The sequence below is a fragment of the Sinorhizobium sp. BJ1 genome, assembly GCF_002531555.1.
Taxonomy (GTDB): domain Bacteria; phylum Pseudomonadota; class Alphaproteobacteria; order Rhizobiales; family Rhizobiaceae; genus Sinorhizobium; species Sinorhizobium fredii_B.
Genome location: NZ_NWTH01000019.1, coordinates 45,534 through 71,296, shown reverse-complemented (window position 1 = coordinate 71,296; position 25,763 = coordinate 45,534). Strand labels below are relative to the sequence as shown.

The window sequence follows — 25,763 nt, the reverse complement described above, 5'->3', positions numbered from 1 at the left end:
GTACAGCTTAGGCACGCATTCTCGCCAACGACCGAAGGAGCAAGGATGAGAGTGCTTGTGGTAGGAGCTTCCGGCCTGATCGGCTCGGCCGTCTGCGCGAAGCTTCTCGAGCGCGGCATTGCAGTGGTGCGCGTGGTCCGACCGGGCTCTTCCCGGCCGTGGCCGGGCGAAACGGTGGAACTCGATCTTGCGCTCGCTATCCAGCCAGAAGACTGGCTGCCACATCTCGCAGGCATAACCGCCGTGGTGAACTGTGCAGGGACACTTCAGGATGGACCGGGCGAAGATACGGCCGGCGTCCACGTCCGCGGTCCCTCAGCCCTGTTTCATGCCTGTGAACGGGCCGGTGTCCGCCGCGTCATACACTTTTCCGCGATGGGCGTCGAAACGGCGCAACCCTCCTCATTTTCGCGCACCAAACTCGAAGGCGACGAGGCGCTGATGGCCCGCGATCTCGACTGGGTCATTCTGCGCCCCTCCGTCGTCCTCGGGCCCGGCGCCTTTGGCGCCAGTGCGCTCTTCCGGGGCCTTGCCGCCTTGCCCGTCTTGCCGCTCATGCCGAATACCGGGCTTCTTCAGGTGGTGCGCCTGGAGGATGTTGCGCGCACCGTCGAGATGTTCGTCCATCCTGGTGCCCCTAAGCGGCTGGTCCTGGAGGTCGCAGGGCCGGAGGCGCTGTCCTTCGAAGCTGTCGTGAGGGCCTATCGGCAATGGCTTGGCTGGCGCCCTGCCCGCGTCCTCAACATACCTCGTCCGCTCGCAGATCTCCTCTACAAGCTCAGCGATCTTGCCGGAGCGCTCGGCTGGCGTCCGCCGACGCGGAGCACGGCACAAAAGGAGATCACGCGCGGCGCCACGGGCGACAACCGGGCCTGGTCGGAGAACACGCAGATAGAACCGACAGCGCTCTCGGCGGCGCTGACGAGAACGCCCGTTTCGGTTCAGGAAAGATGGTTCGCCAAGCTCTACCTCCTGAAGCCGGTCATCTTTGTCGTTCTGTCGCTGTTTTGGATCAGCACCGGCGTCGTATCGCTAACGGTCGGTTACCAGATCGGCATCGACCTCATGGAGCGCACCGGCGCTGGTGTTCTCGCTGGTCCGAGCGTCATCGCCGGAGCGATCGCAGACATCGCCATCGGGCTTGCCATTGCGGTTCGTCGAACGAGCCGCGCCGGGCTCTACGGTGCCATTGGCATCTCCCTCTTCTATGCGGTGGCCGGGACGATCCTGCTTCCGGAATTGTGGCGCGAACCGCTCGGCCCGCTCATGAAGATCTGGCCGATCATTGTGCTGCACCTCGCCGCCTTAGGGATCCTGGAGGAGCGATGATGCTCTATTTCGTTCTCAAGTACCTGCACATGATCGGTGCCTCCGTGCTGTTGGGCACGGGCGCGGGAATTGCGTTCTTCATGCTTGTGGCGCATCGCACCGGTCGGGCCGAGACGATCGCTGCCGTCGCGCGTATCGTCGTTTTGGCGGATTTCCTGTTCACGGCCACCGCCGTCATCCTGCAGCCGATAACGGGGATCGCGCTTGCCTGGCATGTCGGCTATTCCCTGACGGAGGGATGGATCCTTCTGTCGGTCCTTCTGTACCTGGTCACCGGTGCATTTTGGCTGCCTGTGGTATGGATGCAGATGGAACTGCGCAGGCTCGCAGAGGTGGCCAGCAAGGCCGGCGCCCCATTGCCGAAACGATACCATCGGCTGTTTCATCTGTGGTTCGCCTTCGGCTTCCCGGCCTTCGGTGCGGTTATGGCGATTTTCTGGCTGATGATTGCCCGGCCGACTATAGGGTGGTGAGTAAAATGATGCCGCGGTTGCGCCGAGAGTGGCGGCTTCGCGGGGCAGAGCTGCATCTTGGCAGCGGTTACCGTTGACCGCGCTTTCGGGAGGAACGAATCTTATGATCGTCGTGCGCCCCGCCACGAGCGAAGAAGTGGATGCTCTTGCTCAAATTGGCCTTGCGGCCTGGTGCAAGGGGATAAAACCGCTGGTCCCGACGGAGGTTGCGATCGCGATCGCGCGGGACAATCCCTTCTTGCCATTTCTCCTGGAGATGGGATCTAACATCCTGGTGGCTGACATCGACGGCCAAGCTGCCGGGATAGGAGCCTGCGAGCAGGCGGACGATACGATCAGCGATATCTGGGTTGCTCCGGCATTCGAGGGCCGAGGTGCCGGATCGGCGCTCGTGAGGGCGCTCGAAGCACAGATTCGCGAGCGGGGACATACCGAAGCTCGCATCGAAGTGGCCGCTGCAAATGAACGAGCGCTCGAGCTCTATCAACGCCTTGGTTATCGGCAGCTTTGGAGGAAGGTCGTTCTTGATCCCGTGCTGCGAATGAAACTGGAGAAAATCGGCCTGGCGCGGCGGCTTTCATCCGTGTGAACGAGCGAGCCGGCAGCCACGGCCTGATGGCCCGCTCAAGGTTCGCCAAAGGCCTCCGCCAAATCATTGTGCGCGGTAACTGCGGCGATCTCCCCCTGTGCCATGGCGACGCCCATCTGGTTTAGACCCGTCACCACATCGCCGATCGCGTAGAAGCGCTGGATATTGGTGCGCTGATGTTGATCGGTCAGTATCCGCCCCTCCTCGTCGAGCTTGGCGCCAAGCGACCGCGCAAGCAGGGACCGAGGCCTGCAGCCAAGCGCCGAGTACACCGCCACCGCCTCCATCGTTACCCCATCCACGAATTCCAACGCGATGCGGTCGTCGGGAGCGGGTCTGTGATGGGCCAAGCGGGCTGTGCTCAGTCGAACAGGCGACTTGATATCTGCAGGACTTAGGCCCTCCAGTTCGGCACCCAACGTCGCCACCGTCACGTCGTCGGTGAACGACAGCAGAAACGCGGCTTCCTTCATCGCCCGCCGGCTGCGGCCAATGACGACGACAGGAGCGCCATTGATCTCGTACCCGTCGCAGATCGGGCACAGCCTGAGATTTCCCTTTCGTACCAATTCCGTTGCATCGGGCCAGGGCGGAAGAATATCAACTAGACCTGTGGCGCAGATGATTGCACGGGCTTGGAAGGTGCGTCCGGCTGCTGTGCACCGAAAGCCGTCATCGATCGGCTCCAACCGGTCGCCACGGGCGACAACATGTTCGACGCCATATCTGCTGGCTTGATCATGCATGCGGTCAAGCAGCGCCTGGCCGGCTACGCCATCCGGAAAAGCCGGATGATTGTAGGAGCGCGGGATGAGCGAAGCGCGACTCTTCCCCTCGTCGACGAGGACCACACGGCGATTGAGGCGCGCCAGATAGACGCTTGCGGCAAGACCGGCAGGACCTCCACCCAGAATGATGCAATCAAACATGACGTTACGGCGCTTTACTCACCCAATCACTGATCTGGCGTTCCTAGCCAACTGGCCCGCTGTGAACGGCGCAAGTCGCCAGTTGTTCCGTGAGACCGGTCGTTCTCGCGAGATGTTGCGTAGCCCTACTCGCCGCGCCCTATTCTTGTGCGCCTGCGAGGGGCTTGAACGCGGGCGCGTTCAGAGGTTCGCCATCGACCGAGAAGTGGGAGCCATGGCATGGACAGTCCCAGCATCTTTCGAAGCCGTTCCAGTGCACGACACAGCCGGCGTGGGTGCAAGTCGCGGAACGAAGATGGAGTTCGCCGCCGTCGTCGCGGAAGGCGGCAAGCTTTGCCGTGCCGCGGCGAATGAGCCCGCCATCGCCCGGCTTCAACTCATCGACCGAAGACAATTCCCCGCCGGTGAGATGTTCGGCGAGATTGGCCGGCATGGTGAGGTTTTCGGAAATGTACTCGCCAGCTGCGCCGATCGAAATGCGGCTAGGCTGGTAGACGCCCGCCCAGCTATTTTCGCGCCCGAGGATAAGGTCACGCAAAATAAGTGAACCAGCGACACCGTTCGACAGCCCCTCACCGGAATCGCCGGTCACCACGAAAATGTTCTCGTTTCCGGGATTGCGGCCGATATAGGCGAGGTGGTCCACCGGCTCCATGACTTGACCGGACCAGGCATGTTCCGGATCGCTCATCTGCGGGAAATGCGCCCTTGCCCACTCGGTAAGCCTCGCTATCCGCTCTGGCTGGTCGTCGGCCTTTCCCGTCTTGTGGTCCTCGCCACCGACAATCAGCCAGTCGTGCTCATCGCCCACCGGCTGCAGGCGCACATAGTGGTAGGGATCCAGCGTGTCCCAATAGAGCGCATCGACAACCGAGCCGCTTGGGACGCGGCCGGCAATGACATAGGTGCGGTATGGCGCCTGCTTCGTGTGGATCGCGATCCAGTCGTTGATCGGCGAGTTGGTCGCGATGAGCGTCGCTCGCGCGCGGATTTGATGATCGTTTTGCGTTCGCACGATCGTTTCGCCGTCCTTCTCTTCGACGCTCATGACCGGTGTGTCGGCGTAAATGCGCCCGCCCTCTCTTTGAATGCAGCGCATAAGCCCCTCGAGGTACTTGAGCGGGTGGAAGCGCGCCTGATTCAGGAACCGGAGACAGCGGTACTCGCGACCGTCAGCCGCGGCCGGCATTGTATCCCAGGCGACGTCGGAGAAGCCCAGGCTGTGACAGGCGTCGATTTCCCGCTCCAAGAGAGAAACGTCGTCGTCCGAGGCAGCGAACAGATAGCCATCGATACGCCGGAAATCGCATTCTATCTCTTCGGTCTGCTGGATTTGTTCGACGCGATCGAGCGCAGCGATTTGGCTATGGAGGTAGTGCCGGGCCTCGTCACGTCCACGTATGCCGATGAGCTTGTGGTAAAAATCGTCGAGGACGGAGGCGAGGTGTGCGCTGGTTCGAGCGGTCATGCCTCGACCAATGGCGCCCCGGTCCGCGACAATCACGGATTGCCCTTGGCGGCACAGCTCATAGGCGGTCGAAAGGCCAGCGATGCCGGAACCGACCACCACCACGTCTGCCCGCTCATTGGCGGTCAGCGGTTGCGCCTGCCACTCGCGGACTGTTGCCATCCAAAGGGAAACGCTGCGTTCGGCATTCACGTTCATCAGGTCAAATCTCCTTCGAAACGAACCGCGTTCGCTGGGAAATGTTCCTCCGGTGACGAAGCGCCTGGCCTGTGTCTTGCACACCGACACCCTAAAGCACGGACCGCGTCGGACTGCCGCGCGTCGCCTGCCCCGGTTTATGCGGGTTTGAAAACAGCCTCAGTTGCACTATGCGTTCCATTAGGCGGCGGCCCGAGTGTCGATTCGTGGTCGCCGCGGAATGGATTGAGATGTGAGATGCGGGCGGAGCGAGCTCCGCATTTCTGCGTGTTTCGTGGAGTCGGGCCGTTTGAACGGAACAAGCAGAAATTCAATGTGCCGCAACGGCCTGTGTGCGTTTGAGAAGACGCGCGCCCCTGTGGGGGCAAGATTGGAGGTTGCCAGTTTGCGGTGCAGCGGCAAGGCCGTCGGATTGGTCGTTCTCGCGTTTCTGTCCCTTGCAGGCTGCACGACCCGTGAAGGAGTCCACGTTCCAACAGGCGCAACGATCGTGCCGACGGAAAACGCCCTCGTCCTGCCGCCACCAGGGGGGCCAGCGGTCTTGAACGTGGTCGAGCGGCGCTTTGGCAATGGCGTCGAGCAGGATGTCAATTTGCACACATCCGCTTCAACACCCGGACAGAATTACTTTCGCGCCACATTCTTCGAACCTACGGGTGCGGGCTTCAACCAGAAAACGGCCGCCTACTCGGCCGTTCGCGCACTGGAGATGATGCGCGAGGCGAGGCGCGCCATTCCGGGCGTTCCGCTGGCCCAATCGCCCTACTTCCTTCAGAACAACTACGGACCCTTTGGCTATGCCTTCGGGCGTGGGCGCGGCGGCGACGCTTGCCTTTATGCGTGGCAGCAAATACGTCCACCGGAAAGCCAGCGCTCTCCACTGCGGGATTACGGCACCATCCAGGTACGGCTCCGCTATTGCGCGGCCGGGGCCACGGAGAACGAACTGCTGAGTGTCGTCTACGGCTATACGATCAGCGGCACCGTCGGCGACCCGGCATGGAACCCCTACGGGGCACCACCGGCTGTCGACGCCGGGCTCGGACGAACGGGCAGTCCCATCTATCGCACGGAGATGCCGTCGGGCGACCAAGCGTCTGAACCCGAAGGGAGGAGACGAACGGAGGCGAAGGCCGTGGTTCGAACGACGACTGTGGTTGACAAACCGGACGTTATACCTCAGGCGGTCGTGACCCCGCTGCCCGCGCCGCAAGCCGAAGGAAGCCTGCCGACCCCAGCAGTTTCCACTGGCGCGGTAGGCACTGTCGTGGTTCCCCTGCCGACGTGCACACCGCTGGGAGGTACAGTCTGCCCTTAACAACCGCGCTAACTCGAGCCTGCTATGGCGCTCGACGGGTCGTCCGATCCGGCTTGTTTTTGTAAACGATCGCCAGCGGCATGAACGCCGCTGTTGGAAGGCAAATGTATGAGTAAGGTCGCTACTCTTGCCGCATGGGTCATCATATCCCTTTGCCTCGTCGCGCTCATCACGCTGCCCGTCAACCTGCAGACCCAGTTGATCGCAAGCGTGCTTGTCGTGACGTTCGTGGCGCTTATCAAGCTCCTGGACGCGGGCGGCAAATGGCGGCTCATTGCGCTAGCCTTCGGTAGCGCCATGGTGCTGCGTTATGTCTATTGGCGTACGACGAGCACCTTGCCGCCGGTCAACCAGCCGGAGAATTTCATTCCGGGCTTCCTGCTTTACCTAGCGGAAATGTACAGCGTCATGATGCTCGCCCTCAGCCTGTTCGTGGTGGCCATGCCGCTTCCGCCGCGGCCATCGCGTTCCGCGACGCCGGGCAAATACCCGAAGGTCGACGTTTTCGTGCCGTCCTATAACGAGGATGCGGACCTGCTTGCCAACACGCTTGCGGCGGCCAAGGGCATGGACTATCCGGCCGATAAGCTGACGGTTTGGCTGCTCGATGACGGCGGCACCTCGCAGAAGCGCAATTCCACCAATCTCGTCGACGCCCAGCGTGCGGCCGCACGACACCGGGAACTGCAGAAACTCTGCGAGGAGCTCGGCGTGCGCTATCTCACCCGCGACCGCAACGAGCATGCGAAGGCCGGCAATCTCAACAACGGGATGCTGCATTCGAACGGCGAGTTGATCGCCGTCTTCGATGCCGACCACGCTCCGGCGCGCGACTTCCTGCTCGAAACGGTCGGCTATTTCGAGGACGATCCGCGCCTGTTCCTGGTGCAGACGCCGCATTTCTTCCTCAACCCGGATCCGCTCGAGCGCAACCTCAGGACCTTCGAGAAGATGCCGAGCGAGAACGAGATGTTCTACGGCATCATCCAGCGCGGTCTCGACAAATGGAATGCCGCCTTTTTCTGCGGCTCGGCAGCCGTACTGCGGCGCAAGGCGCTGGAGGATACGAGCGGCTTCAGCGGACTGAGCATCACCGAGGACTGCGAGACGGCACTGGCACTTCACGGGCGCGGCTGGAACAGCGTCTATGTCGACCGTCCCCTGATCGCCGGATTGCAGCCGGCGACGTTTGCAAGCTTCATCGGCCAGCGCAGCCGCTGGGCGCAGGGGATGATGCAGATCCTGATGTTCCGCTTCCCCTTGCTCAAGGGCGGCTTATCCATACCGCAGCGCCTCTGCTACATGTCGTCGACGCTGTTCTGGCTGTTTCCGTTCTCGCGGACGATCTTCCTCTTCGCGCCGCTTTTCTACCTGTTCTTCGATCTTCAGATCTTCACCGCCTCCGGCGGCGAGTTCCTCGCCTATACGCTCGTCTACATGCTCGTGAACCTGACGATGCAGAACTATCTCTACGGATCGTTCCGCTGGCCGTGGATATCCGAGCTCTACGAATATGCGCAGACCGTGCATCTGCTGCCGGCGGTCGTTTCGGTCCTGCTCAACCCGCGCAAACCGACATTCAAGGTGACGGCAAAGGACGAGTCCGTCTTTGAGAGCCGGCTTTCCGAGATCAGTCGGCCGTTCTTCGTGATCTTCGCCGTCCTCCTTGTTGCCTCGGCGCTGGCCATTTACCGGGTCTATACGGAGCCCTACAAGGCGGACATTACGCTCGTCGTCGGCGGCTGGAATCTTCTCAACCTCATCATGGCCGGCTGCGCACTCGGGGTCGTCTCCGAACGCGGCGAAAAGGCAGCCTCGCGGCGTGTGAAGGTCAGCCGGCGCTGCGAATTCTCGTTCGGCGAGCAGACATATCCCGCAACGATCGAGAACGTTTCGGCACACGGGGCGAGAGTCCAGGTCTATGGCCTTCCCACCGACGAGCTCCTCATCGATGTGAGAGGGCAGATCCGCTTCCAGCCCTATAGCGGCGACGGTACGTTCGAAACGCTGCCGGTCAAGATCAGAAATATCGAGACCGACGGCGATTTGACGATCGTCGGCTGCCGCTATCTGCCGGAAATCGCTCGCCACCATAGCCTGGTCGCCGACCTCATCTTCGCGAATTCCCAGCAGTGGAGCGAGTTTCAGCGCATGCGGCGCGGCAATCCAGGCCTGGTGCGAGGCACGCTCTGGTTCCTCTGGCTGGCCCTTTATCAGATGAGTCGCGGCCTCATCTATTTCTTCCGCAGCATAAAGTCCGAGGCGGGAGCGAACAAATGAAGCACGTGCTCGCACTCCTGATGATGTTCTTGGCCGGGTCGCAGGCGGCGGCACAGCCCTCCCCCTTCGACATGTCGGGCGAGCGCCCCGCCGAACAGCCTGCCGCGCCGCCGGTGGAAAAGGCGCCGCAAAGACGTGACGCCGAGCAAAGCTCCGGCAGCACCGAGGCGAGCGCGCCTCACCCGGCGGCCGAGCCGTTCCGGCGCTTCATCCTGCCGTTTCCGACCTTGTCGCTCGCCGGTGAAGCGGACGAGCGCGCCTGGTCCATCTATCTGACGCCGGCGCAGGCTGCAGCCGGCCGCAAACTCACCTTTGCCTATCAGAACGCGATCGTCGTTGCGCCCGAGACATCCGTCCTGTCCGTTCTGGTGAACGGCAAACTTATCGGCGAAGCACCGGTCCAGGCCGCCGACGAGCCGCACGACCGTAGCTACGACATACCGCCGGGCCTGCTGCGTACCGGGTCGAACGAGATCCGCTTCCGGGCTCGGCACCGACATCGAACCGACTGCACGATCCAGTCGACCTACGAACTCTGGACAGAGATAGCCTCCGACACCGCCTTCATCGCGTTCGAGGGTGAGCAGCCCAGAGCCTTGAGCGCGATCGAGGACATTCAGGCGATCGGTACAAACGAGAGCGGGCGAACCCAGTTCGATATCGTGGTGCCCGCTCTGGAGCAGCCGAGCCGCGTGCCGGAATTGATGCGGTTGGCTCAGGGCCTTGCCTTGCTCGGACGCATGCCGGCCCAATCGATCGTCTTTAGCCGCGACATGCCGGACCTCGACAAGCCTGGCGAACTGACGATTCTTGCCGGCACCGCAACGGAACTCCAGCCCCTCCTTCCCTCGCTGCCGGCCGAGGCGGCGACCAACACGGTCGCCGTCTTCGCCGAATCCGGGACTGAACATGCGCCGGTTCTCGTCCTCAGCGGCCCCGACTGGGCGGCCGTAGCGGCAGCGATCGAAACGGTCACCGCGGCCACGGAGCGCCCCTCGGATATCTCGCGCGACGTCATCAAAACGGAACGCTGGCGGCTGCCGCAAACGCCGCTAATATTTTCCGGCAAGAGGCTGCGTTTTTCCGAACTGGGCGTCGCCACAAGCGAGTTTCCCGGCCGCCGGTTCCGGACGGCTCTCCAGGTGGCAATTCCTTCCGACTTTTATGCCGATGCTTATGGCGAGGCCACCATCCTCCTCGATGCGGCCTATACGGAGGCGGTGCGCCCCGGCAGCCGGATCGATGTCTACGTGAACGGCAACATAGCCACGACGGTTGCGCTCGGAGCGTCGTCAGGCGGGATCCTTCGTCATCTGCCGATCAATGTGACGCTGCGGCATTTCCGTCCCGGAGCCAATCTCATCGAACTCGAAGCTGTCCTGCTGACCGAAGCCGACAAAGTATGCGCGCCCGGAACCGCCGCTTCTTCCGAGCCGCGCTTCGCCCTGTTCGACACGTCGGAATTTGCGATGCCGGATTTCGCCCGCGTCGCACGACGCCCCGATCTGGCCGCAACGTCCGGCTCGGCCTATCCCTACCGAGGCAGCGCCGATCCGGTGGCGCTCTATATCGACAGGGCCGATGCAGACACGCTTTCGGCGGCCGGCACCTTCATCGCGAGACTGGCAGTTGCCGGCGGACGGCCGATGCAGGTGGAGACGATCGCCGATCCGCTCGTCGCTGACGGCAGGCAGGCGCTGTTCATCGGCGCCATGCCGCAGCTCCCGAAGATGGTGCTGACGCAGGCCGGGATCGACACGGCCACTCAGGCGACCTGGGGGAGCGCGAAGGACGTTGCCCAGGGGCGCAACACACAGACCGCGCTCGATGAGTGGCAGACGCGCTTGAAGGGCGGTGGCTGGCGCAGCGCCATCGTCGATGTCGAGAGTTGGATCAAGGACAATTTCGACATTTCCTTGAATTCGCTGCGGCTGATACCGGAGGCCGAGGCGCCCTTCGCTCCGCCAGACACGGCGACCCTTCTGGTGGCGCAATCGGCCAATCCGGCTGAGAACGCCACCTGGACGGTGGTGGCAGCTCCCTCGCCGAAATTGCTGCGCGAGGGCGTGGCCGCGATCGCCGACACATCCCGATGGAGTGAGATATCCGGGCACATTGCGACCTACGAGCCAGTCGACGACAAGCTGACCGCCACTCCGGCTCGTCGCTTCAGCCTGGTCGAGACGCAGCCGCCGTCCTTTTGGAACTATCGCCTGATCGCAGCGAACTGGCTGTCGACGAACATCCTCTTCTATGCGGTACTGCTCGTCAGCCTTGCAGTGATGCTCGGCCTGGCAACCGCCGTGCTGCTTGGTAAACTGGGGCGCCGACCATGAGATACCTGTTGATTTTCGCGCTCCTTGTGGTGGTGCTGGTCAAGCCGGTCGAAGCGGATGAGAGGCGGGCAAGCGTGAAAGCCGACGCCTGGGCGGAGTACAAGTCAAAGTTCCTGGATTCGAGCGGGCGTATCCTCGACGATGCCAATGGCAATGTCAGCCACAGCGAGGGACAGGGATACGGCCTGCTCCTGTCGTTCCTGGCGAACGAACCTGCCGATTTCGAGCAGATCTGGTCCTTCACCCGTCGCGAGCTTCTGTTGCGCGACGACGGACTGGCCGCCTGGAAATGGAGCCCGGATGTTGATCCCCATGTGACCGACGTCAACAACGCGACTGACGGCGACATCCTGATTGCATATGGCTTGGCGCTCGCTGCCGAGCGCTGGAGCCGAAGTGACTATTCGCAGGCGGCAGTCACGATCGCCAAGGCTATTCTCGACAAGACCGTCATCGATCACGGCGGGCGCACACTGCTGCTGCCCGGCGTCGTGGGGTTTTCCGCCTCTGATCGCGACGATGGCCCCGTCATCAATCCCTCCTACTGGGTCTTCGAAGCACTGCCCGTGCTCGACCGCGTGGTTCCTTCGCCGAAATGGCGGGCGCTCGGAGCGGACGGCAAGGCAATGATCCAGGCCATGAAATTCGGTCCGCAGGACATGCCGGCCGATTGGGTGAGCGCCAAAACGACACTCAAACCGGCCGCCGGATTTCCGCGCGAATTCGGTTTCAATGCCCTGCGCATACCGCTTTACGTCATGCGCGCGGAACAAGCGGACCGTGAGTTGCTGCTGAGGCTGCAACGTGGAATGTCAGGCCCGGATGGCGAGCTTGTGACCCGCGATCTCGAAACCGGGGCGGTGCGCGCGACGCTGACGGATCCCGGTTATCGGTTTATTAACCATATTCTGGCCTGTGTGCTTGAAGGCACCAAGGTGCCAGAGGACGCCAAGGCGTTCCACCCGACGCAATATTACCCTTCGACCCTGCACCTGCTGGGACTGTCATTCGTGGAGGAAAAGCATCCGGAGTGTTTATGAAGTTTCCAGTCATAGCGTTCGCAGGAGTGACCGCGACGGTGATCGGCATCGCCGGCCTTGCCGACAGCGACCAGCTGCGCAAGGGCTTTGGAGACCTCATGGCCAGTGCCGCACCGGAGCTGGCCGCTACCTTCGGCAACGATAGCGGAAAGGCCGCGAGAGAGACCGGTTCGCGCGAGGTCGCGCAGGCGCAGACGCCGCCACAAGCAGATGCGCCTCCGGCCGATGAGCCGCCGGCGGTCGACGAGTCGGCGCTGCGCTACTTTGCCAGCCAGGGCGACACTACCCGTCTGCAGGCGGAAATTTCGCGTCTTAGAGCCCTCTATCCCAACTGGACCCCTCCGCAAGACCCCTTGGCCGTCCCACGCAACAAGGACGTACAGCTCGAATCCATGTGGCAGCTTTATTCGGAAGGCCGCTACGCGGAGGTACGCAGAGCAATTGCCGACCGGCAGACAAGAGAGGCGGGTTGGCAGCCGCCAGCCGATCTCCTCGAGCGCCTTGACGTCGCCGAGGCTCGCGCAAGGCTCATCAATGCCTCCGATCTCAAACAATATGAGACCGTCATTCAGGTCGGCGCCAACACGCCCGTCCTGCTCACTTGCAGCGAGGTGGATGTGCTTTGGCGCGTTGCCGAGGCTTTTGCGGCAACGAAGCGCGACGGTCGGGCGCGCGACGCCTATCTCTATATTCTCAAGAATTGCAACGGCGAACCGGAGCGGCTTGCAACGCTGCAGAAAGCCGCCGCCGCCCTGCCCTATGCCGTTGTCCAGGAACTGCTTTCCTACGAGAGACCCAACACCTCCGGAACGCTGGAGTTCGAAAGCATCCGCGACGATCTGGCCCGCCGCTTCGTCGCCGAGGGCGAGGACGACGCAGCGCTCACGGTTGACCCGAAGTACCTGCAGCGGGTCGAAAGGCTCGTCGAGACGCAAGGTATGGCGTCCGATGCGCTGCTGCTCGGCTGGTACCAACTGCGCCGCAAGAACATGAGCGCGGCGGAGCAATGGTTCAGGCGTGCGCGCGACAAGCAGGATTCCGCCTCCGCCTCGCAAGGTCTGGCGCTCGCCTTGATCGACCGCAAGGCCCCGGAAGAAGCCGAGAAGGTGCTCTATTCCTGGCGGGATGCGTCGGCCGACGCGCACGCGACCTATATGGCGGCGACCGCCAATTTGCTGGCGATCGAGCCGCCGGTCGCTCTCTCCGGCGAAGTCCTCCAGCGCATAGCGCAAGAGACCATGGAGGCGCGCGATCCGGCAACGGCGCAGCAGTTCGGCTGGTATGCCCGAACGCTGGGGCAGCCGCAGACGGCCCTTCAATGGTTTTCGACGGCACTGCGCTGGAAGCCGGATGATGAGCCGTCGGCCTATGGTGTGGCAATCACCCGTCATCAACTCGGCGACACTGCCGGCGCGGCCGAGATCCAGCGGCTTTGGGCGGGACGTTCGGAGCGGATCGCTCGTCTCGGCGAGCCGGAAAAGCCGGCGGAGGCCGGTCAGGTCCCAGGCCCCGCGGCGCAACGCGCACAGCCGATCTCACCGGAAAATCGACGCCCGGATGTCGTTCGTCGTCAAACCGGCCTGCCTGCCAGGGTCGGCACTTCACCGCGTCAAATCGTGCGAAGGCCGCTCGGGTGCCGCGAGACGTTGGACCCGAACCGGCTGCCGCCTCAGGCGGCACTGGCACGGGGATGGTGCCTGATGGACATGAACCGTCCCCTCGAAGCAGCCGGGGCCTTCGAGGTTGCGCTGCGCGCCTCCGCGTCTGCGGTCAGGGAGGATGCCGCCTACGGCCAGAGTCTGGCCTATCTCCGCGCCGGGCTGACCGGCAAGGCGGCCGTCGCCGCGACGAAATCGCCGCAAAGCCGTGCGCGCGTGGCCGAACTGCAGGGCGCCATACTGGCCGACCGTGCGATCGCCGCCTTCGACGCCGGCCGATACCGGGAGACCCTGATATTTCTCGATCAATTGAGGCGGATTTCCAACGAGCGCACCGACCTTATGGTGCTGCGCGGCTATGCCTATCTAAGGCTCAACCGCTTTTCAGAGGCGAAACGCATATTCGAGGCAGCCGCCGCGACCGGCAACCGGGACGCGCGGCGAGGTCTTGCGGACGTCAATCGGGAGCAGGAGGTCTGGCCAAACAAGTAGCAAGCGGCGCCTCCGATTGCGGTCCCCCTGGGCTTCCCCGCCAGCTGCCCTACTTGCTTAGCAAGGCTTCTCCCGAATGAAGGTTGCGCCATGCTCAAGTGGGCTCTTATTTTCCTCGTGATATCGCTGATTACGGGTTTTCTCGGCTTTTCCGGCGTATCCGCCGCAACGGCAGGCATCGCCAAGATCCTCTTCTACTTGGCACTGGTCATATTCCTGATCTTCCTGATCCTTGCCCTCATGGCCGGCAGCGCCGTGGTGTAGCCTCATCTTGCCCTAGACCCCTTCGGAGAGGCACAAGGGCGGTCTGAAGGTGCGGGGCATAGAGGATAAGATGCTGAGGTTTTCAAGGAGAGCTGGCCAGGACCAGGACCAAGCCGCGGGCCGATCGATGCAGATCGCACTCGCGCCGGGATCGGCAGCGATCGCGCAGCCTTCCCGGCTTCCGACGCTTGCCGCAACGGCCGCCACGGTTGCCGTTCTCTATTTCGCCAGCGAAGTGTTTCTTCCATTGGCGATCGCCCTTCTGCTCACCTTCGCACTGGCGCCCGTGGTTTCGCGGCTGCGGAGAGCCGGTTTGCCCCGCTCGGTCGCCGTCATCGGCACGGTCGCGACAGCCTTCCTGTTCCTCTCCGCATTCAGCGTCGTCCTGGCCGTGCAGGTCAGCGAAGTGGCGCAGAACCTCCCCACCTACCAGTACAACATTATCGAGAAGATCAGGGTTCTGAAGGAGGCCGGATCAGAAAGCCAGATCTTCGAACGCCTCAGCCGCGTCGTGGAAAGGATCAGCACGGAAATCAGCCGGCCCAAGCCCGAAACGCCCGTATCGCCCGCTCCGGAACCCGAGCAAGAACCGCTTCTTGTGGAGATATTCTCTCCTCAGCGCCCGCTCGAAACCCTGAGGAACATCATCGATCCGCTGCTTGGTCCTTTGGCCACGACCGGTCTCGTCATCGTCGTCGTCATCTTTATGCTCTTCGAAAGGGAGGACCTGCGCGACCGCTTCATCCGGCTGGTCGGCTATGGCGACCTGCACCGCACGACCGAAGCCCTGCAGGACGCCGGCGCGCGGGTCGGCCAGTATCTGCTCATGCAGATGGTGGTGAACATCACCTATGGGATACCGCTTGCCATCGGCCTCTGGTTGCTTGGCATACCAAATGCGGTCCTCTGGGGAATGCTCGCCATCGTGCTCCGCTTCGTCCCTTATATCGGCCCCGTCATCGCGGCAGTCCTTCCCCTCTTCCTCGCCTTCGCTGCGGCTCCCGGTTGGAGCCTGCTGGTGTGGACGGCCGCCCTGTTCATTGTCCTCGAACTCCTCAGCAACAATGTCGTCGAACCCTGGCTCTACGGTTCGCGGACCGGCCTTTCGCCGCTTGCGATCATCGTCTCCGCGATTTTCTGGGCCTGGCTCTGGGGTCCGGTTGGACTGGTGCTGTCGACGCCGCTGACCGTTTGCCTCGTGGTCCTCGGCCGCCATGTCCCGCAGTTCGAGTTCCTCGAAATTCTTTTGGGCAACGAGCCGGTGCTCGATCCCAAGGAGCGGCTCTATCAACGCTTGCTGGCCGGCGATCCGGATGAGGCGACCGACAACGCCGAAGAAATGCTCGAGGAGAAATACCTCGTCGAATTCTACGACACGGTCGCAATTCCCGCCCTGCTGCTCGCGGAACACGACCGCGCCCGCGGGGCTCTTATCGATCCGCAGGTGGCTCAGATTGCCCAGAGCGCACGCACGCTCGTCGCCAATCTAGAGGAAATCGCCAGCGAAGAGGAAGAAGAGGAGGAAGAAGACGAAGACGCCGGCGAAAATAACAGCGAAGCAGACGATCAGACGGACGACTATGACTTGCCTCTTGGAGATGGAAAATCCGTCCTCTGCATCGGCGGACGCGGCGATCTCGACGATGTGACGGCAGCAATGCTCGCCCAGGTCATCCGGATCCAAGGGGCGGACGTGGCCTCCGCGAGCCATAAGGACCTGAAGCCGGGCACGATCCGAACCCTTCCCTTCCCGGGGCGCAACGCGATCGTCGTGAGCTTTCTCGATCAGGATTCGCTGCGTCATGCCAAGTTCATCGTGCGACGACTGAAACGCATTGCGCCGCTGGCGCGGATCGGCATCGTGCTCTGGCGGGAGGACGGTGCGTCAAGAGCCGACCTGGTCGAAGAGTTGCAGGCGGATTTTGTTGTGCCTGCAATCGCCGAGGCCGTACGTGAGGCCCTTTCCGACGCGGTCGCCCGGCCATTGAAGGCAGTGCGCGCGAAGATTGCCCCGCGTCACCATACGCGCAGACGGCGGGGCTCGGCAGCAGCGAAAGGGGCTCCCGCCGACCAGGACGCGGTATAGGACGCCGCGTTTCAGATCAGGGCATCAGGCAGCGCAGGCGGCCGCGTCACGCGAGGCGGGCAGGCCGGTGGCGCGGGTTCGTTCCATCAGCGCTTCCAGTATCGCGCGGTCCTGGAATAGCTCCTGGCCAACGAGATACTCGAGCGGTCCGCGAAGCGTCTAATCCAGCGAGGTGACCTGCTGCAGTTCGTCTGACACCCCGCCGGAAAGATGGCTCCAAAACTCAGCGAAAAGCCTAATTGAGCGCGGCCGTCTCCAGGCTTTCACACCGAAACTCGCATCCGCAGGGCAAAAAGCGTATAAAGTTCATAGCTATGTCCCGGGAGCGTCCAAACGCCCGGAACGTTCCGACAGCGCTGGAGTTCTGGGTACTCGGGGTAAGAACCTGGAGTGAAGTCATGGAACAGATGAACGCGCGCAAACTTGCAGACGAATATCTGCGTCTCGGCGGCCACCGTCGCGTGGTCATCGACGATAACGAGACGTCGATCAGGAACTGGGAGCCCGAGCCTGACGAGGCCGAGGCATTCTGGAAGACCAATGTGGAAACGCTCAGCCCTGAGCGACAGCGCGAAGTAGAGCTCCTTCTGCCGACGATCAATCGTGCCTGAGCAACGCTGTCTTCGAAGTCCTTCCTGGCAGTTGGAACCGAAAAACTTCGTTCTGAATTGTAGCTGAAGAACCGCGTGCATCGAATGCGACGGACGCGGCGGCCGGAACCATGGACATGAACACAGCTCGGGAAGCCAATTTCGATCTGACGCTCCCTGCCGCCGGCGAATGGTGGACGCAGCACCGCGGGCTGTCGCCGGTCGTCGCGACCGCCATTCACAACGGCCACGCGATGCGCGATGCGGTGAAGCGGCTCTGTAGACTCAGCGAGGAAGAGCGCCTTCGCGAGGAGGATCCGTTTACCGAGTTCATCATCCGCGATGTGCCGAACCGTATCGTCGTTCACCGGTCGCGCTTCGAGGTCGATATCAACCGGCCGCGCGACGGCGCGATCTATCTGCGGCCGGAACAGGCCTGGGGTCTCGACGTCTGGTCGGGCGAACTGCCCGGCGAGATCACTGATGCGTCGCTCGCTATGCACGACGAATACTATGCGATGCTGAAATCGTACCTCCGCAGCATCGAACGCTGCCACGGACCTTTCATCGTCCTCGACGTGCACAGTTACAACCACCGCCGGGCCGGTCCCAAAGCCGAGCCGGCGCTCATCGCCGAAGCGCCGGACGTCAATATCGGCACCTTTTCCATGGACCGGCGGAAATGGGCACCGGTGGTCGATAGTTTCGTGGAAGCGGTGCGGTCCTTCGACTTTCCCGGCGGGCCACTCGATGTGCGGGAAAACATCGCCTTTCAGGGCCGTGGCTACCAGGCACGCTTTATCCACGAGCATTTTCCGGAAACGGGCTGCGCGATCGCCGTCGAATTCAAGAAGATCTTCATGGAGGAATGGACCGGAGAACCATTCGCCGAAACACTCGGCGCCCTCAGAAAGCTGCTCGCGTTGACGCTGCCAGTGCTCGCCGACACATTGGAGTCGGCACGATGAAACAGGCAAGCGCAGGTGTCTCTGCGGCACGGAGCAATCTGGATTGGCTGGCCGACGTGCTCGTGTCGATCGAAGAGGGCAAGGCGGTGCGGCAGGAGCTGCCGAGCGGCGGTCGCCTCCACATCGATCGGGCCCTGCCCTTTCTCTGCGTCCATGTTTCGGATGACGACCGTGCTCTCGTCGCACGCGAGATAACCCAGGCGAACGCTTCCTACCTGATCGCGCAGGACAGAGCTACCGCAGCGGCGATCGTGGAAGCCGTCGGAGCACTGCTCGAGCGCCGCTTCGGAGCGTTCATGGTGATCGAAATGGGGGAACTCGCCTCTGACGAATTGCTCACCGACAAGGCGCCTTTCCTTCCGCCTTTCACAATCGAAGTCACGGCAGGAAAAGACGCGTCCATCCGTGCAGCCGCACGAGCCTTCATCGCGGCCTTCGAGGCGATCCAGGTCAAGTTCCGCACGCCGCGGGTCGAAATCCGCTACTGGTCGGAAGAACGGAGAGCTGCGGGCGAAGCGCTCGATATTCCGTTCCCGTTGATGCGCGTGCGCTTTGCGCCGGTGTACCGCCAGCAGGAGTCGGACAAGATCTATCCTGAGCTTCGCGAGCGCTTGATCGCTGCCCTCTTCGATGCAGGCCTGCGGGCCTTTGCGGCATTCGCCAGCGCAACGGGGAGCCTCGCCACCTCCACGCATCGCGCCCTGGGGCGAAAGGCCTTCATCGACGCCGTCGTGCGCACCGACCGTTGCATCGACGAAGTTGCATCCACCTTCGATTTCCTGCTTGCCGTGACGCCGATCAACGCCCAGGCCGCATGGACAGAATTTACCGCAAGCGGTTGCGGCCGCGCGCCGCGATTTCTTTATCGGCCTCTGACCCTGGAGGTAGAGGCGGCGAAGCGAAAGCTCTTTTCCATTCCCTTCGAGCACCTCGAGGATCCGGTGCTTTACCAGCTTTACCGCGAGAAACAGCAGGAGCTCGATCTCCAACTCTCGATGCTTTCCGCGCGGGAGACGGCAAAATTCATCGAATTCGGCCGTGCGCTTTACGGTCCAGTAGAGGCCACACTGCTGCGGGCGGCAGGTGAAGTCCTCGCCCGCACCGACAAAAGCGGTACCGAGGCCGGCGGTTCCGCGTCGTCAGTCCGGGTGTGCGCCGATTGCTACTTCGTCGAACGCCGGGCGCGCGAAATGATCGCCGAATATGCGCGCCGTTGCAGTGACTTCGAGGCGCGCGTTGAAGTGCGGGACGATCTTCCTTCAGGCTTGCTCGTATCGGGCAGACGATTGCTGATCGCTCGAAGCACACTCATGCCGGTCGATCGTGTCGAGGCGATCCTCAGCCACGAGATCGGCGTTCACCTGCTCACCTATTTCAACGGCTCCGCGCAGGGGCTGCGCCTCTTTCGCTCGGGTCTCGCCGGATATGAGGGCATGCAGGAAGGCCTGGCGGTCTTTGCAGAGTTTCTGTCCGGCGGAATGACGGGCGAACGACTTCGCCTGATCGCCGCGCGGGTGATTGCCTGCGCCGCCATGCTCGACGGCGCGGCTTTGCCGGAGGCCCACCGGCTTCTCGTCCACGAGCACGGATTGCCGGAGACGGATGCCTTCAATGTTGTGCTGCGGGTCTACCGCGGCGGCGGCCTCGTCAAGGATGCGATCTATTTACGGGGGCTCCTGCAACTGCTGGACCATCTGGCAGATGGTGGGGTTCTCGAACCTTTCTGGATGGGAAAGATCGCGGCCTCGCACTTCGGGGTCATGCAGGAACTCAGTGCGCGCGGCCTGCTCGGCGGACCGGCGGTGCGTCCCATGTTCCTCGACCATCCGCAAGCACCGGCGCGGCTTGCGAGAGCGCGAACCGGAATGTCTCCCCTCGACCTTTTGGACAATTAGGAGCCGTCCATGCGCATCGCCTTTTTCGTCAACTCCATCGAGGGCGAGACGACCTATTATACGACGACGTCGCTGGCGCTGGCGGCACTCTCCCGCGGGCATGAGGTTTGCTACGTCACGCCCGGAGATTTCGTGCTTCGGCCGGACGACAGCCTGCTCATCCGCGCGACCACCTTGAGCGGCGCCAAACCGAAGAAGCCTGAAACGTTGCTCACGAGCCTCAAGAGTACGCAGGAGAAGGCCACCATGGACATAGGCGAGATCCAGGTGCTGTTTCTTCGAAACGACCCATCCGAGGACGCGGACCGGCGCCCTTGGGCGGTCTATGTCGGCACCAATTTCGGACGGTTGGCCGCGGCTCGGGGTGTCATCGTGGTCAACGATCCAGACGGCTTGGCGCTGGCGCAGAACAAACTCTATTTTCAGGAGTTTCCGGAGACCGTTCGGCCAACGACGATGATCTCCAGGAGCATCGAGGAAATCCGCAGCTTCATCGAAGACCACCCGGACGGGGTCATCCTGAAACCGCTGCAGGGCTCCGGTGGCAAGAATGTCTTCAAGATCCAGTCCAAGGGCGAGGCCAATCTCAACCAGATCTTCGAAGCGGCGAGCGGGGCCGGATACCTGATCGCCCAGACGTATCTCCCCGACGCGGTCGGCGGCGACATCCGGCTTTTCCTGATGAACGGGCGACCGCTCGAGCGCAAGGGGGTCCATGCTGCTTTCCGCCGCGTACCGGCGAAGGGAGACGTTCGCTCGAACATGCATGCCAGCGGCACGGCCAAACCGGCCACCGTCACGCCGCAGATACTCGCCATCGCTGAAAAACTCCGGCCCAAATTGATCAAGGACGGCATGTTTTTAGTCGGGCTCGACATCGTCGGCGATCACGTCCTCGAAGCCAACGTCTTCACCCCTGGCGGGCTGCCCGAGATCGCAGCGATTCACGGCGTGGATTTCAGCGAGGACATCATCGGAGCACTGGAGGAAAAGGTACGGATCCAGCAGCTCTATCGGGGTGCCATATCCAACCGAACGCTGGCAACGCTTTGATACCCAGCGCCGTGACTACCCTCCGTAGAGTTTGAGGCGGAATTTTTCGTGGATGAACGCCGGCGCCAATAAATGTGAGTTTACAAAAGTAATATTATATGATTTTTTCTCGACAGCTGCATGGAAAGCAGCTTTCTTTGGGAGGAAATCATGAAATTCGTGAAGGCACTTGCTAGTGCAACGATCCTTGCTGCCTGCACCTTTGGCAGCGCCTCGGCCGCCGACCTCGTTGTCGGATTTTCCCAGATCGGATCGGAGTCGGGCTGGCGCGCCGCCGAGACGACGCTGACGAAGCAGCAGGCCGAACAGCGCGGCATCGACCTGAAATTCGCCGATGCGCAGCAGAAGCAGGAAAACCAGATCAAGGCGATCCGCTCCTTCATCGCCCAGGGCGTCAACGCAATCCTTCTCGCGCCGGTCGTTGCCACCGGCTGGGACGAGGTCCTGCAGGAAGCCAAGGACGCCGAAATTCCGGTGATCCTGCTCGACCGCACCGTCGACGCATCGAAGGACCTCTACCTGACGGCGGTGACCTCCGACCTCGTGCATGAAGGCAATGTCGCCGGCAAGTGGCTGGTCGATACGGTGGCCGGCAAGCCCTGCAACGTCGTCGAACTTCAGGGCACGACCGGCTCTTCGCCGGCGATCGACCGCAAGAAGGGCTTCGAAGCGGCGCTCGCTGGCAAGGACAACCTGAAGATCGTCCGCAGCCAGACCGGCGACTTCACCCGCACCAAGGGCAAGGAAGTCATGGAAAGCTTCCTGAAGGCGGAAGATGGCGGCAAGAACATCTGCGCGCTCTACGCCCATAACGACGACATGGCCGTCGGCGCCATCCAGGCGATCAAGGAAGCCGGCCTGAAGCCGGGCAAGGACATCCTCGTCGTCTCGATCGACGCCGTTCCGGATATCTTCCAGGCCATGGCCGCCGGTGAAGCCAATGCCACGGTTGAACTGACGCCGAACATGGCAGGCCCTGCCTTCGATGTGCTCGCCACCTACCTGAAGGACGGCAAGGAACCAGCCAAGTGGATCCAGACGGAATCGAAGCTGTATACCCAGGCTGACGATCCGATGAAGGTCTACGAGGAAAAGAAGGGGCTCGGTTACTGATCTCGTTTACGGCTCGCGCGGCACACCCGCGCGGGCCCCCTGTTTCGCGGCGCCGGTTTCGACCGGTCGCCGCGGAAAGAACGCCTGATCCTTGGCGAGGAATGGTGCGCATCCGTCCCAACGTGCGTTTGCGCCGCCTTCCAATGCAGAGACGGTTTCCATGCAGACCAGCAACGACAATATCCTTTCGGCCGTCCGGATCGAGAAGGGGTTTCCCGGAACGAAGGCTCTCGACAAGGTCGATTTTCACCTGCGGCGCGGCGAGGTGCATGCGCTGCTCGGGGAAAACGGCGCCGGCAAATCCACGCTCATCAAGTGCCTGACCGGCGCCTATCGGCGAGACGGTGGCAGCATCCTGCTCGACGGCGCAGAAGTCGATCCGCGCGACACCTTCGAGGCCCAGAGGCTGGGCATCGGGACCGTCTATCAGGAGGTCAACCTCCTGCCGAACCTTACGGTCGCCGAAAATCTCTTCCTCGGACGCCAGCCGCGCCGCTTCGGCATGGTCGATACGCGGACCATGAACCGCAAGGCCCGCGAACTGCTCGCCGAATACGAACTCGATCTCGATGTGACGCGGGATCTCGCGACCTATTCGGTGGCAATCCAGCAGGTCGTGGCGATCGCCCGCGCCGTCGATCTCTCCGGCAAGGTGCTGATCCTCGACGAGCCGACTGCAAGCCTTGACGCGCACGAAGTTGCAATGCTCTTCCGCATCGTCCGGCGTCTCAAGGCCCGCGGGCTCGGCATCATCTTCATCACCCACTTCCTCGAGCAGGTGTACGAGATTTCCGACCGCATCACCGTATTGCGCAACGGTCAGCTCGTCGGCACGCGCGACACGTCCGACCTCAACCGGCGCGACCTGATCGCCATGATGATCGGACGCGAGCTCGCGGCCGAGATCCATTCCGCTCGCGCAACCACTGCCGAAGGCCGGCTGCGCTACCGCTTCAGGAATTACGGTCGCCGCGGCCGCATCAATCCATTCGATCTCGACGTTCGGGCCGGCGAGGTCGTCGGCATCGCCGGCCTGCTCGGCTCGGGACGCACGGAAACGGCCGAGGTGCTTTTCGGCGCCCACCGCGCCGACAGCGGCACTGCGGAGATCGACGGCCAAACGATCGATCTGTCGTCGCCGCGGGCGGCCATCCGCCGGAAATTCGGCTTTTGTCCGGAGGACCGCAAGACGGCCGGTATCGTCGGCGACCTGTCGGTCCGCGAAAACATTGTGCTCGCCCTGCAAGCGAGACGCGGCTGGACGCGGCCGCTCTCGCGCGCCGAGCAGAACCGGCTGGCAGACCACTATATTCGCGCGCTCGACATCCGAACTGCAGACCGCGAGAAGCCGATCAAGCTGCTCTCCGGCGGCAACCAGCAGAAGGCTATCCTCGCCCGCTGGCTTGCGACCGAACCCGAATTCCTGATCCTCGACGAGCCGACGCGCGGCATCGACGTCGGCGCGCATGCCGAGATCGTCAGGCTGATCGAGACCCTGCGCGAGAAGGGCCTGTCGCTGATCGTCATCTCATCCGAAATCGAGGAGCTGGTCTCCTACAGCACGCGGGTCGTCGTGTTGCGCGACCGCAGCCATGTCGCCGAACTCGGCGGAGACCGTATTACCGCGCATCAGATCGTCGAAGCGATTGCCGCGGCCAACGAGCGGGAGGCATCGTGACATCGACCGTCCGGACCTATCTTACCCGGCTGCTGCCGCAGCTGATCGCGCTGGCGATCATTCTCGCCGCAATTTCAATAATTTTCCCCGGTTTCCTCAACCTTCAAATTCAGAACGACCGACTTTACGGCAGCCTGATCGATATCCTCAACCGCGGCGCTCCCGTCGTATTGGTGGCGATCGGCATGACGGTCGTCATCGCCACCAAGGGCATCGACCTCTCGGTCGGTGCGGTCATGGCGATCTGCGGAGCGGTGTCCGCCTCGCTGATCACCTCCGGCCATTCACTTGCCGAGACGCTGCTCGTCACGCTTGCCGTCGGCATTCTTTGCGGCATCTGGAACGGCATACTGGTCGCCGTCCTCGATATCCAGCCGATCATCGCGACGCTGGTGCTGATGGTCGCCGGCCGCGGCATCGCCCAGCTCATCACCGAGGGCGCCATCCTCACCTTCAACGATCCCGGCCTCATCTACATCGGCAGCGGTTCCTTCGCTTGGCTGCCGATGCCGGTCATCATCTGGCTGGTCTTCGGGGTCCTGGTCGCGCTCGTCGTCCGGAAGACGGCGCTCGGGATGCTGGTCGAGGCGGTGGGCGTCAACAGGCAGGCGAGCACGCTCTCGGGCGTCCTCACGCCGGTACTGCTTGTCGCCGCCTATGTTCTTTCCGGCCTGTGCGCAGCAATCGCCGGCGTCATCGCCGCCGCCGACATCAAGGGTGCCGATGCCAACAATGCCGGGCTCTGGCTGGAGCTCGATGCAATCCTCGCGGTCGTGGTCGGCGGCACATCGCTGCTCGGCGGACGCTTCAGCATCGCCGCCTCGGTGCTCGGCGCCATCATCATCCAGTCGATCAACACCGGCATTCTCCTTTCGGGATTCCCGCCGGAATTCAACCTGATCATCAAGGCGGCAATCATCGTCTTCATCCTGGTGCTCCAGTCGCCGCGTTTCCGCGCCGCCTTCACATTCGTGAGCATTCCCCGCGCCGCCGGCAAACCGACCGAGCGAGAAGCAAAATGAAGCAGAAATATCTTCCGCTTACGGCAACGATCCTCATCTTCCTTCTGAGCTACGCCCTCTGCGTCGCGCAGTACCCGAACATGCTTTCGACGCGAGTGATCGGCAACCTCCTGACCGACAACGCCTTCCTGGGCATTGCCGCCGTCGGTATGACCTTCGTCATTCTTTCGGGCGGCATCGACCTCTCGATCGGTTCCGTTATCGCCTTCACCGGGGTCTTCCTGGCGGTGCTTCTGGAACACACCAGCATGCATCCGCTTGTGGCCTTCGTTTTGGTGCTCGCGATCACGACACTCTTCGGAGCATTGATGGGGGCGATCATCCATTATCTCGAAATGCCGGCCTTCATCGTCACCCTTGCCGGCATGTTCCTCGCCCGCGGCATGGCCTTCGTGCTGTCGATCGATTCCATCCCGATCAAGCATCCGTTCTATGCGACGCTGAAAGGCCTCTATTACAAGCTGCCGGGCGGCGGGCGGATCACCCTCATCGGCGGTCTGATGCTGCTCATCTTCGCCGCTGGCATTCTCATCGCCCACCGGACCCGTTTCGGCACGAATGTCTACGCGCTTGGCGGCGGCACTGCGACGGCGAAACTCATGGGCGTGCCGGTCGCCAGCACGACGGTCAGCATCTACGCGCTTTCGGGACTGCTTGCGGGTCTCTCCGGCATCGTCTTCTCGCTCTATACGTCGGCTGGCTATTCTCTTGCCGCCGTCGGCGTCGAACTTGATGCGATCACCGCGGTTGTCATCGGCGGAACGCTTTTGACCGGCGGGTCCGGCTTCGTCGCGGGGACATTGGTCGGCATCTTCATCCAGGGCCTCATCCAAACCTACATAACCTTTGACGGCACGCTTTCGAGTTGGTGGACCAAGATCCTGATCGGCCTGCTTCTCTTTGCTTTCATCCTTCTGCAGAAGGGGATCATCCGCCTGTCCCGCCCAGAACGGCAGCACGCATGACGAGGTGGAGGGCCGCCTA

20 protein-coding genes are annotated in these 25,763 nt (G+C 62.5%); 18 read left to right on the top strand and 2 right to left on the bottom strand.

What is annotated here, in order from left to right; all coding sequences use genetic code 11:
• Positions 1-45: 45 nt before the first annotated feature.
• From CO676_RS22025 to CO676_RS22015, 3 genes are all read left to right on the top strand, one after another.
• Positions 46-1,329 carry an SDR family oxidoreductase gene (locus CO676_RS22025; protein ID WP_014761963.1) on the top strand — a complete coding sequence of 428 codons (1,284 nt, stop codon included), beginning with the start codon at positions 46-48 and terminating at the stop codon, positions 1,327-1,329.
• Positions 1,329-1,802, top strand: a complete 474-nt coding sequence (locus CO676_RS22020; RefSeq protein WP_014761964.1) for a DUF2269 family protein — start codon at positions 1,329-1,331, stop codon at positions 1,800-1,802. The genes CO676_RS22025 and CO676_RS22020 overlap by 1 nt, the downstream gene beginning before the upstream one ends.
• Before the next feature lie 103 nt (positions 1,803-1,905).
• Positions 1,906-2,391, top strand: a complete 486-nt coding sequence (locus CO676_RS22015) for a GNAT family N-acetyltransferase (protein WP_014761965.1) — start codon at positions 1,906-1,908, stop codon at positions 2,389-2,391.
• Between the two features lie 35 nt (positions 2,392-2,426).
• Here the strand turns inward: CO676_RS22015 and CO676_RS22010 are convergent, their stop codons facing one another.
• Positions 2,427-3,320, bottom strand: coding sequence for an NAD(P)/FAD-dependent oxidoreductase (locus CO676_RS22010; protein ID WP_097522641.1), 894 nt, complete (start codon positions 3,318-3,320; stop codon positions 2,427-2,429).
• 139 nt (positions 3,321-3,459) lie between these two features.
• Positions 3,460-4,986, bottom strand: a complete 1,527-nt coding sequence (locus CO676_RS22005) for an FAD-dependent oxidoreductase (protein WP_097522640.1) — start codon at positions 4,984-4,986, stop codon at positions 3,460-3,462.
• A 385-nt stretch (positions 4,987-5,371) separates the two neighbouring features.
• On the opposite strand from CO676_RS22005, the gene bcsN reads away from it, so the two are divergent.
• The 15 genes from bcsN (at position 5,372) to yjfF (ending at position 25,744) form a co-directional block, all read left to right on the top strand.
• Positions 5,372-6,304, top strand: a complete 933-nt coding sequence (gene bcsN, locus CO676_RS22000) for a cellulose biosynthesis protein BcsN (protein WP_041414988.1) — start codon at positions 5,372-5,374, stop codon at positions 6,302-6,304.
• Positions 6,305-6,412: 108 nt separating this feature from the next.
• The gene (gene bcsA, locus CO676_RS21995; RefSeq protein WP_097522639.1) at positions 6,413-8,584 is read left to right on the top strand and encodes a UDP-forming cellulose synthase catalytic subunit; all 2,172 of its coding nucleotides are present in this window, start codon (positions 6,413-6,415) and stop codon (positions 8,582-8,584) included.
• A complete protein-coding gene (locus CO676_RS21990) occupies positions 8,581-10,920 on the top strand; it encodes a cellulose biosynthesis cyclic di-GMP-binding regulatory protein BcsB (RefSeq protein ID WP_097522638.1) in 2,340 nt (779 codons plus the stop codon). Before bcsA ends, CO676_RS21990 begins: the two co-directional genes overlap by 4 nt.
• Complete coding sequence (locus CO676_RS21985) at positions 10,917-11,960, top strand: glycosyl hydrolase family 8 (protein WP_097522637.1); 1,044 nt, start codon at positions 10,917-10,919, stop codon at positions 11,958-11,960. Before CO676_RS21990 ends, CO676_RS21985 begins: the two co-directional genes overlap by 4 nt.
• Entirely contained in the window at positions 11,957-14,110 is a 2,154-nt protein-coding gene (locus CO676_RS21980; RefSeq protein WP_097522636.1) for a tetratricopeptide repeat protein, read from the top strand. The genes CO676_RS21985 and CO676_RS21980 overlap by 4 nt, the downstream gene beginning before the upstream one ends.
• 90 nt (positions 14,111-14,200) lie before the next feature.
• Positions 14,201-14,374, top strand: a complete 174-nt coding sequence (locus CO676_RS21975; protein WP_014761973.1) for a DUF1328 domain-containing protein — start codon at positions 14,201-14,203, stop codon at positions 14,372-14,374.
• 70 nt (positions 14,375-14,444) lie between these two features.
• A complete protein-coding gene (locus CO676_RS21970; protein WP_097522635.1) occupies positions 14,445-16,460 on the top strand; it encodes an AI-2E family transporter in 2,016 nt (671 codons plus the stop codon).
• A 398-nt stretch (positions 16,461-16,858) separates the two neighbouring features.
• Positions 16,859-17,071: a hypothetical protein gene (locus CO676_RS21965; RefSeq protein ID WP_041413943.1), complete on the top strand. Its 213-nt coding sequence runs from the start codon at positions 16,859-16,861 to the stop codon at positions 17,069-17,071.
• Between the two features lie 110 nt (positions 17,072-17,181).
• Positions 17,182-18,018 carry an N-formylglutamate amidohydrolase gene (locus tag CO676_RS21960; protein ID WP_179875584.1) on the top strand — a complete coding sequence of 279 codons (837 nt, stop codon included), beginning with the start codon at positions 17,182-17,184 and terminating at the stop codon, positions 18,016-18,018.
• Complete coding sequence (locus tag CO676_RS21955; protein ID WP_097522634.1) at positions 18,015-19,913, top strand: flavohemoglobin expression-modulating QEGLA motif protein; 1,899 nt, start codon at positions 18,015-18,017, stop codon at positions 19,911-19,913. The genes CO676_RS21960 and CO676_RS21955 overlap by 4 nt, the downstream gene beginning before the upstream one ends.
• A gap of 9 nt (positions 19,914-19,922) precedes the next feature.
• The gene (locus CO676_RS21950; protein WP_097522633.1) at positions 19,923-20,966 is read left to right on the top strand and encodes a glutathione synthase; all 1,044 of its coding nucleotides are present in this window, start codon (positions 19,923-19,925) and stop codon (positions 20,964-20,966) included.
• Between the two features lie 150 nt (positions 20,967-21,116).
• Positions 21,117-22,079 (top strand): galactofuranose ABC transporter, galactofuranose-binding protein YtfQ, encoded by a 963-nt coding sequence (gene ytfQ, locus CO676_RS21945; protein WP_014761979.1) that lies wholly within the window; start codon positions 21,117-21,119, stop codon positions 22,077-22,079.
• A gap of 160 nt (positions 22,080-22,239) precedes the next feature.
• Positions 22,240-23,757 carry a galactofuranose ABC transporter, ATP-binding protein YtfR gene (gene ytfR, locus CO676_RS21940; protein WP_097522632.1) on the top strand — a complete coding sequence of 506 codons (1,518 nt, stop codon included), beginning with the start codon at positions 22,240-22,242 and terminating at the stop codon, positions 23,755-23,757.
• Positions 23,754-24,779, top strand: a complete 1,026-nt coding sequence (locus tag CO676_RS21935; RefSeq protein ID WP_014761981.1) for an ABC transporter permease — start codon at positions 23,754-23,756, stop codon at positions 24,777-24,779. The genes ytfR and CO676_RS21935 overlap by 4 nt, the downstream gene beginning before the upstream one ends.
• On the top strand, positions 24,776-25,744 hold the full coding sequence (gene yjfF / locus CO676_RS21930; RefSeq protein ID WP_097522631.1) for a galactofuranose ABC transporter, permease protein YjfF: 969 nt from the start codon (positions 24,776-24,778) through the stop codon (positions 25,742-25,744). The genes CO676_RS21935 and yjfF overlap by 4 nt, the downstream gene beginning before the upstream one ends.
• Positions 25,745-25,763 lie beyond the last annotated feature (19 nt).